Origin of the sequence: Paenibacillus sp. P36, assembly GCF_045866505.1 — a bacterium.
GTDB classification, from domain to species: Bacteria; Bacillota; Bacilli; order Paenibacillales; family NBRC-103111; genus Paenibacillus_E; species Paenibacillus_E chondroitinus.
The window spans coordinates 1,601,288-1,617,107 of sequence record NZ_AP038372.1; the positions used below are offsets into that span (position 1 = coordinate 1,601,288).

Annotated in this window: 13 protein-coding genes, 1 riboswitch and 1 other annotated feature (1 of these 15 only partly in view); of the genes, 10 read left to right on the top strand and 3 right to left on the bottom strand. The window is 45.6% G+C overall.

Annotation, left to right across the window (positions count from 1 at the left end; genetic code table 11):
* Positions 1 to 229 (top strand) — a binding site (T-box leader) (it extends 44 nt beyond the left edge of the window).
* A gap of 56 nt (positions 230 to 285) precedes the next feature.
* Entirely contained in the window at positions 286 to 1,542 is a 1,257-nt protein-coding gene (gene tyrS / locus ACKTT9_RS07485) for a tyrosine--tRNA ligase (protein ID WP_407871056.1), read from the top strand.
* 62 nt (positions 1,543 to 1,604) lie between these two features.
* Here the strand turns inward: tyrS and corA are convergent, their stop codons facing one another.
* Both corA and ACKTT9_RS07495 read right to left on the bottom strand, forming a co-directional pair.
* Entirely contained in the window at positions 1,605 to 2,540 is a 936-nt protein-coding gene (gene corA / locus ACKTT9_RS07490) for a magnesium/cobalt transporter CorA (RefSeq protein ID WP_127457774.1), read from the bottom strand.
* 300 nt (positions 2,541 to 2,840) lie between these two features.
* Complete coding sequence (locus tag ACKTT9_RS07495) at positions 2,841 to 3,068, bottom strand: hypothetical protein (RefSeq protein WP_407871057.1); 228 nt, start codon at positions 3,066 to 3,068, stop codon at positions 2,841 to 2,843.
* 220 nt (positions 3,069 to 3,288) lie between these two features.
* A riboswitch (SAM riboswitch) is annotated at positions 3,289 to 3,418 on the top strand.
* Between the two features lie 103 nt (positions 3,419 to 3,521).
* On the opposite strand from ACKTT9_RS07495, the gene metA reads away from it, so the two are divergent.
* The 4 genes from metA (at position 3,522) to mqnC (ending at position 8,112) form a co-directional block, all read left to right on the top strand.
* A complete protein-coding gene (gene metA / locus ACKTT9_RS07500; protein ID WP_157319532.1) occupies positions 3,522 to 4,466 on the top strand; it encodes a homoserine O-succinyltransferase in 945 nt (314 codons plus the stop codon).
* Positions 4,467 to 4,500: 34 nt separating this feature from the next.
* The gene (locus tag ACKTT9_RS07505) at positions 4,501 to 5,667 is read left to right on the top strand and encodes an aminotransferase class I/II-fold pyridoxal phosphate-dependent enzyme (protein ID WP_276562821.1); all 1,167 of its coding nucleotides are present in this window, start codon (positions 4,501 to 4,503) and stop codon (positions 5,665 to 5,667) included.
* Entirely contained in the window at positions 5,667 to 6,839 is a 1,173-nt protein-coding gene (locus ACKTT9_RS07510; RefSeq protein ID WP_157319530.1) for a PLP-dependent aspartate aminotransferase family protein, read from the top strand. The genes ACKTT9_RS07505 and ACKTT9_RS07510 overlap by 1 nt, the downstream gene beginning before the upstream one ends.
* Positions 6,840 to 6,975: 136 nt before the next feature.
* Positions 6,976 to 8,112 (top strand): cyclic dehypoxanthinyl futalosine synthase, encoded by a 1,137-nt coding sequence (mqnC, locus tag ACKTT9_RS07515; RefSeq protein WP_407871058.1) that lies wholly within the window; start codon positions 6,976 to 6,978, stop codon positions 8,110 to 8,112.
* 55 nt (positions 8,113 to 8,167) lie between these two features.
* Here mqnC and ACKTT9_RS07520 read toward each other — a convergent pair whose 3' ends face one another.
* Complete coding sequence (locus ACKTT9_RS07520; RefSeq protein WP_407871059.1) at positions 8,168 to 9,268, bottom strand: diguanylate cyclase; 1,101 nt, start codon at positions 9,266 to 9,268, stop codon at positions 8,168 to 8,170.
* Between the two features lie 194 nt (positions 9,269 to 9,462).
* Between ACKTT9_RS07520 and ytxC the strand changes: the two genes are divergently transcribed.
* The 5 genes from ytxC (at position 9,463) to ACKTT9_RS07545 (ending at position 15,802) form a co-directional block, all read left to right on the top strand.
* Positions 9,463 to 10,404 carry a sporulation protein YtxC gene (ytxC, locus tag ACKTT9_RS07525; protein ID WP_407871060.1) on the top strand — a complete coding sequence of 314 codons (942 nt, stop codon included), beginning with the start codon at positions 9,463 to 9,465 and terminating at the stop codon, positions 10,402 to 10,404.
* 342 nt (positions 10,405 to 10,746) lie between these two features.
* A complete protein-coding gene (gene thrS / locus ACKTT9_RS07530) occupies positions 10,747 to 12,681 on the top strand; it encodes a threonine--tRNA ligase (protein ID WP_157319527.1) in 1,935 nt (644 codons plus the stop codon).
* A gap of 180 nt (positions 12,682 to 12,861) precedes the next feature.
* A complete protein-coding gene (locus ACKTT9_RS07535) occupies positions 12,862 to 13,497 on the top strand; it encodes a 3D domain-containing protein (protein ID WP_276509498.1) in 636 nt (211 codons plus the stop codon).
* Between the two features lie 327 nt (positions 13,498 to 13,824).
* Positions 13,825 to 15,345, top strand: coding sequence for a methyl-accepting chemotaxis protein (locus tag ACKTT9_RS07540; RefSeq protein WP_407872984.1), 1,521 nt, complete (start codon positions 13,825 to 13,827; stop codon positions 15,343 to 15,345).
* Between the two features lie 79 nt (positions 15,346 to 15,424).
* The gene (locus tag ACKTT9_RS07545; protein WP_246069304.1) at positions 15,425 to 15,802 is read left to right on the top strand and encodes a hypothetical protein; all 378 of its coding nucleotides are present in this window, start codon (positions 15,425 to 15,427) and stop codon (positions 15,800 to 15,802) included.
* The last annotated feature ends 18 nt before the right edge of the window (positions 15,803 to 15,820 follow it).

A 15,820-nucleotide genomic window follows, 5' to 3' on the forward strand; every position in this document is an offset into this window, starting at 1 on the left:
TGCCGCTGCTGCAGAGAGTCGGTGGAAGGTGCAAACCGATGCAAGCATGGCTCCGAATTACCGTTCCGAGTTGGTTGAGGGAACATGCTCCGTTTAAGAGCATCAGTAGCTTATACCCGGCATTCGATGCCGTTACAATGACTAAGTGAAAGAGAAGGCTGCGAATGAGAGTCGCAGATCCTTCACTTTAATTAGGGTGGTACCGCGAGACAACCGTCTCGTCCCTTTGTGGACGATTTGGTTGTCTTTTTGTTTTTTTTCATATCGATGAGGAGGGATTGCAAGATGACGGGGATCGAATTAACCGATGCACAAAGGCAGGAAGTCGAGCGCCAGCTGCAAATCATTAAACGTGGTGCGGCTGAAATCATACCGGAAGATGCGCTGAAACAGAAAATTACCCGGGCAATTGTGACGGGAAAACCGTTGAAAGTGAAATTGGGCTTGGATCCATCTGCGCCTGATATTCATATTGGGCACACGGTTGTCTTGCAAAAGCTTCGCCAATTTCAAGAGCTGGGCCATGAAGTTCAGCTGATCATTGGAGATTTCACAGGTCGTATTGGCGATCCAACAGGCAAGTCGGAAACGCGCAAACAGCTGACAGAAGAGGATGTTCAGCATAATGCCCAAACGTACCAGACGCAGCTGTCCAAAATTTTGGATTTTACGAAAACAACCTTTTACTACAATTCTAGTTGGCTGGGTGAACTGAAATTTGATGATGTGCTGAAGCTGGCGGGCAAAGTAACGGTGGCGAGGATGCTGGAGCGGGACGATTTCGCCAAAAGATATGCGGCCAATCAACCGATTCATGTGCATGAATTTTTCTACCCATTAATGCAAGGCTACGATTCCGTTTCACTGGAGACCGACATTGAGCTTGGGGGTACAGATCAGACATTTAATATTCTGATGGGACGCACGCTGCAAGGCGCCTATGAGATGCAAGACGGCCAAGTGGCTATTCTGATGCCGCTGCTCGAAGGGCTGGATGGCACGCAGAAGATGAGCAAAAGCTTGAAAAATTACATCGGTATCGATGAGGCCGCGAATGAAATTTTCGGCAAAACGATGTCGATTCCGGATTCGCTTATGCTGAAATATTATGAGCTAACGACTGCGATCTCAAGCGAAGAGCTTCAGGAGTTGAAAGAGGGACTGGAAGCGGGTTCCATCCATCCAAGGGATGCCAAGATGAAGTTGGCAAAGGAATATGTGCGTATGTATCATGGCGCGGAAGCAGCTCAAGAGGCTGAGCAGCATTTTATCACGGTCTTTCAGAAGCGGGCGCTGCCGGAAGAAATTGAAGAAATACAGATCAGCGAGGAACTGCTCGATGCTGGCCAGATCTCCATTATTAAGCTGCTTGTAGCTACGGGGCTGCAGGCTTCCAACGCAGAGGCAAGACGCAGTATTGAGCAAGGCGCGGTGAAAATCAATGAAACGAAGATATTGAATATCCATGAGTTATTCCAGCCGCAGGATGGCGATATTGTTCAGGTAGGCAAACGAAAGTTTGTGAAAATCAAACAGGTGTAGCCATCGCCTAAAAAAAGGCCTCTTGAACAGCGATCTGCTGCTTCAAGAAGCCCTTCCTTCTATTATAGCCATTCTTTTTTACGGAATAAAATATACATGGCAATGCCTAGCACACCCATAAACGCTAAGACGAACTCATCGCCGTGAGCGACATGTAGCCCTAGAATGTTATCAAAGTTCATTCCGAACACTCCTGTAATGAACGTCAACGGCATGAAAATAGTTGTCAGCGCGGTAAAAACACGCATGATATCATTCGCGCGGTTCGCCAGGCTGGATTGATATGCTTCTCGTAAGTTCCCCATCAGATCGCGGAGCGTATCGAATGTATCCACAATTTTGACGGCATTCTCATAAATGTCGCCAAAATATTTCTGGAGCTGGTGGTCAATCAGCCTGAGATCCTTCTTGCCGAGCGTACCGATCACATCACGTTGTGGAACAAGCACTTTTTTGAGCCAGAGAATTTCCGAACGAAGTCCGATGATTTCATTCAAATGCGATTTTTTGGTAGCTACCAAAATATCTTCTTCCAGCTTTTCAATCTTGGCCTCGATACGGTCACCAACCGCAACGTAATTATCGACGACAAGATCGACTAGATGGTATAGGAAACGGTCGGCGCTGTTGACCTCCTCTTCCCAGAGAAACGGCTTTAAAGCGCGAAGTTCATTAATTTTTTGCCTAGTAACGGTAATAATGACATGTTTGCTAAGAAATAGATTAAGTCCGCGAAGGAAAATTTCCTCATCATCAAAACGAATGCTATTTATAACGATAAAATAATGCGAATCATAAAATTCAATCTTAGGACGCTGTTCCTCTTCGCTCAAGCAGTCCTCCACGGCCAAATCATGTAGATGGAATAAAGGCTGAAGAAGTTCTAAATCCTCGATCCCTGCATCAATCCAATAAAAGCCTTGTTCTGGAGGTGTTAGTGCGACAGACACGTCTTCGACCAATGTGAAAATGCCATTCTGAACCCACCGTGTTTTCATCTGATCCACCCCTTTGCATGGAATCAGCCGGTTACGTTCATCATGTGCGCGAGACTACGAATGATGGAATAACCGACTGCATTCCTACACTATAAAATTTACAAAACTTGCAGGTGCTACTCCTCGGTTCCCCGTCCAAACGTATGCCCCCCTTTTGCGTCCGTGTCGAATAATACTTGTCTAGTATAACCCTTCATATACCCTGTTTCAAGCCAAAAAGTTTGGCGCCACAAGTAAGAATGTGCTTTAGATACTCTATGGATTCAGGGCTTGTTCGGTGTCAAAAAAAACCGCCATGAATTACATGGCGGCTTTCAAGATCTTGCCTTTCATTTCTTGATAAATGTCAATCAGTTCAGGATAGCCTCGGAGTAGCAGATCTTCTTCACTCTCTGCTCCATAGACTCGACATAATAAGGCAGCGGCATCCTCAGCTTGTTGCCTGGTTGGCTTCGATGTTTCAATTAAAGCGAAATATCGATTTAATGAAGCGAAAGCAGAGAAGTTATCCGAAGATGGTGCGGACATAATGGACCCCCTTTAATAGTTAGATAATGTAATCAGTTTGATATTTATTTAACCCTGTTTCGCGTTATTTAAACACCAAATCACGATACATTTCGTATCAATATTACCATAGATGGACAGCCTGAAGCAATTTCTTTGTTTTGCAGGTTGTCAGGATCGGTTAATGTCTTGACTTTACTTTATTTTATAGTATGATGATTTTAATCGCATACGTTTCATTTTCTTATCAAGAGTAGGTGGAGGGACTAGCCCTATGACACCCGGCAACCGACAAACCTTTGCAAGCAAAGGGATGCACGGTGCTAATTCTTGCGGAACCGCTTGTAGAAAGCGAATCTGGGAGATAAGAGAAGGACATTGACAGTGACATTCCATGGCCTTTCTCTGATTCCAGAGAAGGCCATTTTTGCTTTTCCATACACCCAAAATAAACCATGAAGAGGAGTGAACAGGATGCCGATCAAGATTCCTGACAACCTGCCTGCCAAAGAAATTTTAAACCAAGAGAACATCTTCACCATGGATGAATCTGTCGCGTATCACCAGGACATACGTCCACTTCGCATTGCTTTGTTAAATTTGATGCCTACCAAGGAAACGACCGAGACACAATTGCTGCGCTTGATCGGGAATACGCCGCTGCAGGTGGAATTCGTTCTTCTGCATCCAAAAACTCATACTTCCAAGAACACTTCCGTTGAACACCTGGAGATGTTCTATAAAACTTTTGACGATATTAAAGAAGAAAAGCTGGACGGCATGATTATTACAGGCGCCCCAGTCGAACAGATGGAGTTTGAAGATGTGAATTACTGGGAGGAGTTGACGCAAATCCTGAATTGGAGCAAAGAAAACGTCACTTCTACCTTGCATATTTGCTGGGCAGCACAAGCGGGCTTGTATCATCACTTCGGGGTTCGTAAATTTGCGCTGGACAACAAAATATTCGGTGTATTCCCGCACACGGTAGAGGTGCCGAATACGAAGCTGCTTCGCGGTTTTGATGAAATTTTCCACGTGCCGCAATCCCGCCACACGGACGTTCGTCGTGACGACATTGAGCGATGTCCGGACCTGGAGATTTTATCCGAATCAGAGGAATCCGGTGTCTATATCGCGGCAACACGTGATGGCAAGCATATCTTCGTAACGGGCCATTCCGAGTATGATGCGAATTCATTGAAATGGGAGTACGATCGGGATGTGAGCAAGGGACTTCCAATTGATATCCCCAAAAATTATTACCCCAACAATGATCCTAGCCGACAGCCTTATAACACTTGGAGAGCCCATGCGAATCTGCTGTTCTCCAATTGGTTGAACTATTATGTGTACCAAGAAACGCCTTTTGAGCTTACCGCTAATATCAATGAAAGCCTGGCAAGTGCGTCACTGTAATTCGAACCCAAATCATGAGGAGGAACTCCCTTTGTTGAAAATCGAAAGTCGTCTCGCCCAAATTGGCTCCATCGAAGAACCTGTAACCGGAGCTGTCAGCTTCCCTGTTTATCAAGCTACTGCTTTCCGTCACCCGAAGCTCGGTCAAAGCACCGGTTTTGACTACGCGCGTACCAAAAGCCCAACTCGTAAAGTGCTTGAGGATGCGATCGCGCAATTGGAATCCGGAGATGCGGGTTTCGCTTGTTCATCCGGCATGGCAGCCCTGCAAACGGTTTTTGCCTATTTTAGCCAAGGCGATCACTTGATCGTTTCCTTGGATTTATATGGTGGTACGTACCGTCTGCTCGAGAAGATCATGTCTCGCTTCGGTGTAACGGCTACGTACGTAGATACCAACGATTTGGACGGCTTGGAATCTGCCTACCGTTCGAATACCAAAGGGCTGATCATTGAGACGCCGACGAATCCACTCATGATGATTACAGATATCGAGCTTGTATGTACATGGGCCCGTAAGAAAGGCATTGTGTCCATCGTCGACAACACGCTTTTAACTCCTTATTTACAGCGCCCATTAGAGCTGGGCGCAGACATTGTCGTTCACAGCGCGACTAAGTATTTGGGTGGACATAACGACGTTCTTGCCGGACTGATTGTGACCAAGGGCAAGGAGCTTTCGGAGCAGATGGCCTTCCTTCACAATTCGATTGGAGCCGTGCTTGGGCCGCAAGACAGCTGGCTTTTGATGAGAGGTATGAAGACGCTGGCGCTTCGTATGGAGCGTCATGAACAAAATGCAACAGCCATCGCGAACTTCCTGCTGGAGCACCCGCTCATCAGTGATGTTTACTACCCGGCACTGGAGTCTCATCCAGGCCATGCCATTCAAAACAAACAATCGAGCGGAAATACAGGGATTTTCTCCTTTAAAGTGAAAGACGCCAGACTGGTTGAGCCGATTCTGCGTCACATTCAGCTTATCGCCTTCGCCGAGAGCTTGGGCGGCGTCGAATCGCTGATGACATATCCGGCTGTACAAACACATGCGGATATTCCGCTTGAAATTCGCCAGCAAATCGGCGTGGATGATCGCCTTCTGCGCTTCTCTGTCGGCATCGAGCATCAGGATGATCTTATCGCTGATTTAGCGAATGCGCTTAGCCAAGCACAAGCAGAATTAGAAGGAGAATCCCTGTAATGAGCCATTCACCGAACGATAAACGCAAGCCGCACGGCAAATTCGCTACCAAACTCATACATTTTGGCGCTGAGATTGATGAAGTAACTGGTGCTTCCAGCGTGCCTTTATATCAAGCGTCAACTTTCCATCAAGCTGACTTGGAAGTTTCTCCGGAGTATGATTATACGCGTTCCGGGAACCCAACCCGTCAAGCTCTGGAAGACTACATTGCCCTACTCGAAGGCGGAACCCGCGGCTTCGCCTTTGCTTCCGGCATGGCCGCGATTTCGTCGGCCTTCATGCTTCTTTCACAAGGGGATCATGTGATTGTGACGGAAGACGTGTACGGTGGTACATACCGCTTGCTTACTACGATCATGAATCGGATGGGGGTCGAATCCACCTTTGTTGATATGACGGATATCGCCCAAGTTCGTGCAGCGCTGCGTTCTAACACAAAAGCAGTGTTTCTGGAGACGCCTTCCAATCCGACGCTTAAAATTACCGACATCGCGGAAGTAGCTGCTTTTGCCAAAGAGCACGATTTGCTGACGATGCTGGATAATACATTCATGACGCCTTACCATCAACGTCCGATCGAACTAGGAATTGATATCGTGCTTCACAGCGCAACCAAATTCTTGGGCGGACACAGTGATGTCCTGGCTGGACTTGCCGTAGTTGCGAATGACAGCTTGGGCCGCAGAATGAAGCAGATCCAGAACGGGTTAGGCAATGTTCTTGGCATTCAAGATTCATGGCTGCTCATCCGCGGAATGAAAACTTTGAAAGCCCGCATGGAAGTGTCGGAGAAAAGCGCACAACGATTGGCACAATGGCTTTCAGAACAGCCTGACGTTGAGGTCGTTTATTACCCGGGTCTTCCGAACCATCCACGTAGAGAGATTCATGAAAAGCAGTCCCTTGGTTATGGGGCCGTTGTTTCCTTCGATGTTGGCTCCGGTGAAAAGGCTAAAAAGATGCTGAGTAAAGTGCGCATTCCGTTGGTAGCCGTTTCTCTAGGCGCTGTAGAAAGCATTTTGTCTTATCCGGCTATGATGTCTCATGCCGCGATGCCGAAGGAAGTTCGCCTGCAGCGAGGCATTACGGACGGCCTTGTCCGGTATTCGGTTGGTCTGGAAGATATCGAAGACATCATTGAAGATCTGGAGCAAGCGCTTCGCGGTTAAACGTTTCGGAATTCCCAGAATAGTCATATTTGAAAAAGGTTCCTACTTATGAAAAGCAGCAATTTGCTGCTTTTTTGGCATGAGTATGGTACGATAAATGGATACGAGCCATCAGAAATTAAAGGAGTGAAGAGCTGTGAAACCGATCGATCGTATTTTAAATAAAGCACAATCAGGCGGCCGAATTGATGTAGAAGAATGCATTACACTGTTCGAATCCGATCAAATAGAAAAAATTGGCGATACCGCGAATCAAATTATGAAGAAATGGCATCCGGACCCGATTACTACATTCGTTATTGGCCGGAACATCAACTATACAAACATTTGTGATGTATACTGCAGATTCTGTGCGTTTTATCGTGCTCCTGGTTCAGCTGAAGGATATGTATTGCCGGACGAGACGATTTTCCAGAAGATTCAAGAGACACTGGACGTAAACGGTACGGAGATTCTGATGCAAGGCGGTACCAACCCGAACTTGCCATTCAGCTATTACACGAACATTCTGCGTGAGATTAAAAAGCGTTTTGACATTACGATGCACTCTTTCTCACCAGCGGAAATTATGAAAATGAAAGACGTTTCAGACGGCTTATCCTTAGAAGAGGTTGTTCGCCAACTGCATGAAGCCGGACTGGATTCCTTGCCTGGCGGTGGCGCCGAGATTTTGGATGACCGTACTAGACGCAAAATCAGCAGGCTTAAAGGTTCATGGCGCGACTGGATGGACGTCATGCAAACCGCTCACAGAATTGGTATGCACACAACGGGTACCATGGTAATCGGTTTTGGGGAGTCGATGGAAGAGCGCGCGCTTCACATGCTGCGTATCCGTGATGCACAGGACGACGTATTGATGCAGAAGCTTAATACTCCTGGTTTCCTTGCGTTCATTCCGTGGACGTTCCAACCGGATAATACAAATATGAAGGCGGAGAAAGTAGCGCCTGAAGAATACTTGAAAACATTGGCGATTAGCCGGATTATGCTCGACAATGTACCGAACTTCCAATCTTCTTGGGTTACAATGGGACCTGAAGTGGGTAAACAGACTTTGAGCTACGGTTGCAATGACTTCGGCTCTACAATGATTGAGGAGAACGTGGTTTCAGCAGCAGGCACGACGCACAAAGTCAACGTTACATCAACACTGGACATTATCCGTCAAGCAGGCAAAATTCCTGCGCAGCGGAACACGAAATATCAAATTCTGCGTGTGTTCGACGACGAAAATGTGAAAATTGATAAAGATTTTGTCATGCAGAATTAATAAATAAAGAAGCCTCCTTCCACTTGTATCGTGGTTGGAGGCTTTTCTGCGTTACTTATTGCACTTCCTTCAAGGGAGCAGTGTGAATGATCGTTCTATTTTTACCCGTTTTCTTGGCTGTGTATAAGGATTGATCGGCGCCGGCGAAAAGCAGCTCTTTGGAAGTTCCAGGCTGATACTCGCTGAGCCCGATAGAGATGGTGACAGGTTGGCCGTTCAGCTCTTCCTGTTTCATTTGAGAAATTTGCCAACGAATGCGTTCGAGCAGGTCAAACACTACATCGGTGTTCTTCTCTGTGAAAATGATAGCGAACTCTTCGCCGCCATAACGTGCAACAAAATCATTGAGGCCCACATGATGTTTCAAGGTGCTGCTGACATTTTTCAAGACGGCGTCACCGGCCCTGTGTCCGTAGGTATCATTGACTTTCTTGAAATTGTCGATGTCGAGCACAGCGATATGAATGCAGAAGTGACCTAAAGCGTTTTGCACGATAAGCTCATCCAAGTATTCATGGAAGGTAATATGATTGTACAAATCGGTTAATGCATCCGTTTTGGAGAGCTTGTCCATGATTATGTTTTTGATCAATAATTCCTGTTTCAGCTCCGTTGTTATTTGCAAATTATTGAGGATTTCAACGCCGCGCTTAATAATGCCGAATGTAATGATTGAAATAATAGTTAGCACCGGCAATATCGTCAGCAGATCTATGAAGGTGTAATCTGCGAGTAAGCGCAATTTGACAATAAAAAGAATGGAGAAGGAGACGAGAGATAAGGCTATGGAGTATATGATCTTGGAAAATTGCAGGTAAAAAATAGAAACGAAAATCGGAAGCAAAAGATAAAGGATAACGAGATTAATTTCATAATTGAAGAAAATAATGGTGAAGGATAAGATCGCACCGCCGCTTATGATTTGGTAATCCAGCTGATTTTTATAAAATTTATTGGTTGTTTCCAGCATAAGCAGGATGAAGATCATGGTGAGGACGGAGACAATAAGATGCCCTGATGTGAAGGAAGCATCTCTTTTTGTAGTGAAAGAGTAGAGTAATTCGAAAGGTAATTGAAGCAGGACAAGGAACCAGTAGGTGTTCAGCAGCTTGCGGTTCCAAGCGTGTCTGTGCAGTTGGTATGTGTCTATTTGCATGGATATTCACTCCAATATGAGACTAAAGCACTACGATGATTATCATAGCATGAAAATTTGCGCGAATGGAATAACTTTACTTAAAGATTTGATAAAGAATACTGAAAGGAAATGGCAATTTGTTCGTTGTATATCTCCTACCTATCGACCATATACTCTTAAGAGGAGGATGTATTGATGGAAGGAGTGAGGGTATGGAGCTGTTTACTATCGTAATCATGAAGGTTGATGAGTCCTATGTGCGTTCGCTAAGCGCTCAAATCGAACGTGAGCTGCAACTTTTACATATGGTTGAAAGTGGATGGACTATTGCATACGAATGGTCAGAAACACATGCATATATCCGACTGGAATCGAAGCTGACTGACGAGGAAACTTCAGCGGTGAGACGCCAAGTGTTGCCGAGTCTGGCTGGTGTATTGGCAAATCACATCATTGCGGACAAGGAATCAAGTATTTTGCGTCAATTGCTTATTAAAGAGTTTAAATATGAGGCCAAGGAAGATTTGGAAGCTATCGAAGGGTACTGTAAACCGACGGTTTATACAGACACAGGGAATGAGGATTCCCCTGTTCTTACCAACAGTTTCGGCATTCAGCGGCGCAGACAAGTCTTAGTCGACCAGCTCATATTGGCTTTAGAAGAAACTTCAACAATCAGTTTGGACGGCTTCCTGCATTTCCGTTTGCAAGATTACACGGACGAGCTCCGGGAAATCGCGGAATATGCGATAGACGAATTTATGATGGATCGTCAATACCAGGAATTTATTTCTCTTTTGCAATATTTTGTGTATATCCAAGAAGCCAAAATTCCGGTTGTTCATCTCATTCACAAAGGCGGGCATGAATTCGTTATTTTGAATGATCGTATGGAACTCATTGATGCCAATGAATTTGATGCTTCTTTTAAAATGGAAATGTTGGAAAAGGACATTAATTTCGAAGATATGATCGTGAGCACGTTGATAACGGTATCTCCTGCAAACATCTATATTCACACGAGAGACGCTGACATAACGATCATCAAAACGATTAGACAGATCTTTGAGGATCGAACAACGGTGTGCTCCTACTGCCGAACATGTGACATTTATTTAGGGGAAGCGAAAAAACAAGACCAACTATCCCCTTGACCTTGAACGAAGAGCCAATTATAATAGTGAGCGAAGGCGTTAATCAAAGACAAGAACTTTCTGCAAGAACTGCACAGAGAGAGGAGACCAGGCTGCAATCTCCTTCAGTGAAACGGATTGTTTACCCCTTTGTAGCCGTGTTGTGGAATTCGGCCTGATCTGCAGACTGTTAGTATACAACACCGGAATCATTCCCGTTACCGAATGCTGATGAGGATTCGCCATACTTGATAAGAGATGCAGCGAATCGAACTAGGGTGGAACCACGAGCTGAGCGCACTCGTCCCTTATGGGATGCAGTGTGCTTTTTTGCGTTCAATCACATATACAGGAGGAACGAAGATGGTTGTACAAGTGAAATTACCAGATGGCGCAGTGAGAGAGTACGCAGTTGGAACGACCATTGAGCAAGTGGCGGAGTCCATTTCTTCCGGGTTAAAGAAAAATGCGGTAGGCGGTAAAGTGAACGGAAAATCGGTTGATTTGTCGTTTGCTTTGGAAAATGATGCTGACGTTGAGATTTTAACACTCGACAATGAAGCGGGATTGGAAATGTATCGTCACAGTACGGCTCATTTAATGGCTCAAGCTATTAAACGCATTTATGGCGACAAGGCAGTAAAATTAGGAATCGGACCTGTCATTGAAGACGGATTCTATTACGACATCGATTTGGAAACGCCGCTGAATCCAGAGGATTTGGTGAAAATTGAGAAGGAAATGGAACGCATCTCTAACGAAAACCTGGCGATTACTCGCCGCGTGGTTTCCCGTGAGGAAGCGATTCGCATCTTCACTGAGCTGGAAGATCCGTACAAACTTGAGTTAATCCGTGATTTGCCGGAAGATTCCGTGCTTACGATTTATGATCAAGGTGAATTCTTCGACCTGTGCCGCGGACCGCATTTGCCATCCACTGGCAAGATCAAAGCTTTCAAACTGTTAAGCGTAGCGGGCGCATACTGGCGCGGAGACGCGAAAAACAAAATGCTGCAGCGTATTTACGGAACTGCGTTCCCTAAAAAAGCACAGCTGGATGAGCACTTGCATTTGCTTGAAGAAGCAAAAAAACGTGACCACCGCAAGCTGGGTAAAGAGCTGAAAATGTTCGCGTTCTCCCGCGAGGTTGGTCAAGGTTTACCGCTTTGGCTGCCAAACGGTGCTAAATTGCGACGTACAATGGAACGCTACATCGTGGACTTGGAAGAGCGTTTAGGCTACCAGCACGTATATACACCGGTTCTTGCCAACGTGGACCTATACAAAACTTCCGGTCACTGGGACCACTATAGCGAAGATATGTTCCCGAAAATGGTCATGGACAATGAAGAGCTAGTCCTTCGTCCGATGAACTGTCCGCATCATATGATGGTTTATAAGAGCGACATGCGCAGTTACCGTGATCTGCCGGTTCGTATCGCAGAGCTTGGCACGATGCACCGTTATGAAATGTCAGGCGCATTAACCGGTCTACACCGTGTTCGTGCTATGACGCTGAATGACGCTCATATCTTCTGTCGTTTGGATCAAATTAAAGAAGAGTTTTCACGTGTAGTTACTTTGATCCGTCAAGTTTATGCTGATTTCGGCATTACAGACTACCGTTTCCGCCTTTCTTACCGCGATCCTAAGGATACTGAAAAGTACTTCCAAGATGATCAAATGTGGGAAACTTCCCAACGCATGCTGCGTGAAGTTGTAGAAGAGCTAGGCCTTCCATTCTATGAAGCCGAAGGGGAAGCTGCTTTCTACGGTCCTAAACTTGACGTTCAAATCAAAACAGCTCTTAAGAAAGAGGAAACTCTTTCCACAGCGCAAATTGATTTCTTGCTGCCAGAGCGCTTCCAGCTTGAGTACACAGGCGAAGATGGCCAGAAGCATCGTCCGGTTGTTATTCATAGAGGGATTATCTCGACTATGGAACGGATGACAGCGTTCTTGCTGGAAAATTTCGCAGGTGCTTTGCCAACTTGGTTAATGCCGGTACAAGCCAAAGTCATTCCAGTATCGCCTGCTTTTGAGGAATTCTCAAACAAGGTAACTGAGCGTCTGTTGGCTGCAGGTATTCGTGTTGAAGCGGATAACCGCAATGAAAAGCTGGGTTACAAGATTCGCGAGGCACAGCTGGAGAAAATTCCGTTCATGCTCGTTGTCGGGGAAAATGAAGTAACGAATGAAAGCCTATCTGTCCGCAAACGCGGTCAAGGGGACCTGGGTACACATCCGATTGATCAAGTGATCGGCATGATCAATGAAGAAATAAGCAAAAAACTATAATCGTATACAACGAAAGCAGAGAAGAGTCATTCTTCTCTGCTTTTTTTTGTTTTCAAAATTAGGCATTTTGGTATGTATAAGGGAACGCAAAGGGGGCATTTTAATCAGTGAGTCTGCATATGGAGGTTTAATTCTGGAATGAACTGGACAACCTGCAATAGTAGGGGAGGTATCAAAACAATGTTTACTGCGTTATTTACGAAGCCCAAATGGCTTGGAACCTGGATGATCATGAACGTTTTGATTGCGCTTTTCGGACAAGAAACAAGAAACACGGCAGAAACCGTAAGCCATATACAAGTGCCGCACCAAATGGATGCTCCGAGCAATTCGGAACCTGTTTCTGTGCCAGTAACACAAGATCGTGGGCAGCAAGTCAATTATCGCTATGTGCCGAAACTGGACTCCGATTTGTCCAAGCTTAAGTCGGTTGAAGTGACGGCTACCGGGTATTATGCGGGTAAAGAATCCACGGGGAAAAATCCGGATCATCCTGAATACGGCATTACCTTTTCAGGGATCAAAGTAAAGCGGGACGACAAAGCGTTATCGACCATCGCAGCAGACACGAAAGTCTTTCCATTAGGCACAGTTTTGTTTATCCCGGGATACGGTTACGGGGTAGTTGCCGACACGGGAAGCGCCATTAAAGGGAAGAAAATTGACTTGTATTTTGACACGAAAGATCAGGTCTACAAGGAATGGGGCAAGAAAACCGTCAAGGTTTTTATCGTCAAGCAGGGGAGCGGCAAGGTGACGGAGCTCATTTGGAATCAACTGAAGGATGAGATCTTGTCTCCTACAAAATCGTTATAAAAATGGTTCGGGCTAAATTTTTTAATCATAAAAAATCCTGTTTGGGAAACGATATACATACAGGAGGTGATTGAACATGGCTAAGAACAAAAACAACAAGAAAGCAGCACAAGACGTAGAATTCGCTACGGAAACTGCGGTACCTAACAAGCAGCAACAAACGAACACACAAAACCAAAACAAATAACGAATAACCATAGCGATGTTAAAAAAGAGCAGGGATCCTTCGGGGTCTCTGCTTTTTTTATTTCTTTTCATCGTCGCCTATTTTCGATATAATGTAGCAAAATCTAACATTTGCCCATCTGGGAGGAGTGCCAATTGCTTATGCAGGCAGAGACGAAACTGAAAGCTTGGTTGTATGGTCTTATTCTCATCGGTATTGCCTTAAATGTAGTGGCTTTATTTTCAACATCTTTTTGGTTTACGGCTGCGAGTTTGGCTGTTTTTTTGTTTTTAGGGATATTGATCACTGTTATGAATAGGTCATCAAGCATTTCACTCGACTCTGAAAAGCGGCAGCAGGAGCAATTCCGAACCTTTATTCAGGAATCACAAGTCGTGGCGGATCGCTTGGCAGCGGCGGTAGAAGAAGTAAACCGCTCTATTAGTCAACTGCTGCACATTGCCGATGCGTCCATTCAAGGCGAAGAGGATCTCAAGGCTCGCAGCGATCAAGCGGTAGGACAGCTGCAGGAAGCGTTCGCAGCGATTCAGCAGGTGGCGGCGGCAGCCGATCATATTTTAGATTCATCGTTACATATGCACAAAGAGAGCGAACAGACCAAAGACACGGTTGTCGATGTATGCCGCTCCCTGAATGCCACAGACGAAGTCATGAGCGATCTGCATATCAATAATGATACGATGCAGCGCAAGATTCAGGATCTTACCACACATACTTCTAAAATCGAAGAAATCAATACGTTCATTGCCGAAGTGGTCAATCAAACGTCGTTGCTTGCTCTTAATGCTTCCATCGAGGCTGCTAGAGCGGGTGAGCAAGGGCGGGGCTTTTCAGTTGTCGCACAGGAGATCAAAAAGCTAGCTGCGCAAAGCCATGAAGCGGTGACAACATCTTCGGAAATTTTGACATCTATTGAGAGCGGCGTTGCGCAAGTTGTGGCCGCAGTTGCAGAAGAAAAGAAGTCGGTTGCACTAGGAATTAGTGAAATGAAAGTGATGAAGGAAAAGATCGATACGATTTTCTCGCTTATCCTGCATGTCAACAATCTCGTTGCAAGCACGACAACCTCAACCAAGACACAGTCAACCTTAGTGACAGGCACGAGGTCCTCGCTCGGACAAGTGGTAGACTTGATGAACGAAACCATGAACAGTGTGGAGAACACGCTTATGCAAATGAAAAAGCAGCGCCAGGAAGTTTCGATGCTCCAGCACATCAACCAAAATCTTGATCGCTCCTCGTCAGAGCTTATCCAAGCGATTCAAGCCGTTGGTTTGCAAAATACGAAGGGGACAACAAACGTTAATATTCAAGAGATGAAGCAACTGCTCAGCGCTCTTGTCCTCAAACCTGACATCACTTCCTTGATCGATGGGAATCATGCCGCTCAATTAAGCGCAGTTTTGAAGAAAACAGATGGGATTGAGGCGATCTGGTCGAACCGGGCAGACGGGACCTTCATCTTTTCACTGCCTGAAGCCGGTCTTGTGAATGGGAAGGGAAGAGAGTGGTGGAAGCGGGCGATGGCCGGTGAACTCTTTATTTCGGAGGAATACGTGTCAGCTATTACGAAAAAACCGTGCATTACTTTATCAAAAGCGATAATAGGTGACACGGGAACCCCGATTGGCGTCTTAGGAATCGATTTAATCTTGAAATAATGGTTCTCAAAACCATTATTTTAGTGTAAAATAAGATTACTGTAATGAATGTTAACATGGAGAGATAGGTGAAGTGACTGTGCTGAATGCTATGCGACTGGACGGTAATTCTCAAAAGACATCAAGGAAAGCCGCGGAGGTATTTCCTTTCCTAGAAGCTTACATTGCCCGCAAGGAGCAGCAGGCTTTAGAGATCGAGCAGGTAGTGGAGCGTTACGAAATGAAGAGAATGAAGGAAGAGCGGGCTTATCAGGCAATGTCTTCACTTCGTCGCATGTTTACGGGGAAGAAACCTGACCATCATCTGGCCGTTGAGTATATCCATTATGTGAAGAAGCCGATGGAGCAAGTGAACAAGCTGCGTGCCGAGATTGCGCGTGCCAGACAGATTATGAACGAATCCAAGCCCGGCGAGGACATCACCATTCCAGATGATTTCGAAGAGCTGCTTAACTAATAACAAATTAAAACCCTT

What these genes read in the sequence shown, in the direction of transcription:
- ACKTT9_RS07495 (WP_407871057.1), bottom strand. Translation starts at nt 3,068, where the DNA reads ATGTCCGCACCATCTTCGGATAACTTCTCTGCTTTCGCTTCATTAAAT.
- ytxC (WP_407871060.1), top strand. Translation starts at nt 9,463, where the DNA reads ATGGAGCTGTTTACTATCGTAATCATGAAGGTTGATGAGTCCTATGTG.
- ACKTT9_RS07520 (WP_407871059.1), bottom strand. Translation starts at nt 9,268, where the DNA reads ATGCAAATAGACACATACCAACTGCACAGACACGCTTGGAACCGCAAG.
- ACKTT9_RS07510 (WP_157319530.1), top strand. Translation starts at nt 5,667, where the DNA reads ATGAGCCATTCACCGAACGATAAACGCAAGCCGCACGGCAAATTCGCT.
- tyrS (WP_407871056.1), top strand. Translation starts at nt 286, where the DNA reads ATGACGGGGATCGAATTAACCGATGCACAAAGGCAGGAAGTCGAGCGC.
- ACKTT9_RS07540 (WP_407872984.1), top strand. Translation starts at nt 13,825, where the DNA reads ATGCAGGCAGAGACGAAACTGAAAGCTTGGTTGTATGGTCTTATTCTC.
- ACKTT9_RS07535 (WP_276509498.1), top strand. Translation starts at nt 12,862, where the DNA reads ATGTTTACTGCGTTATTTACGAAGCCCAAATGGCTTGGAACCTGGATG.
- metA (WP_157319532.1), top strand. Translation starts at nt 3,522, where the DNA reads ATGCCGATCAAGATTCCTGACAACCTGCCTGCCAAAGAAATTTTAAAC.
- thrS (WP_157319527.1), top strand. Translation starts at nt 10,747, where the DNA reads ATGGTTGTACAAGTGAAATTACCAGATGGCGCAGTGAGAGAGTACGCA.
- corA (WP_127457774.1), bottom strand. Translation starts at nt 2,540, where the DNA reads ATGAAAACACGGTGGGTTCAGAATGGCATTTTCACATTGGTCGAAGAC.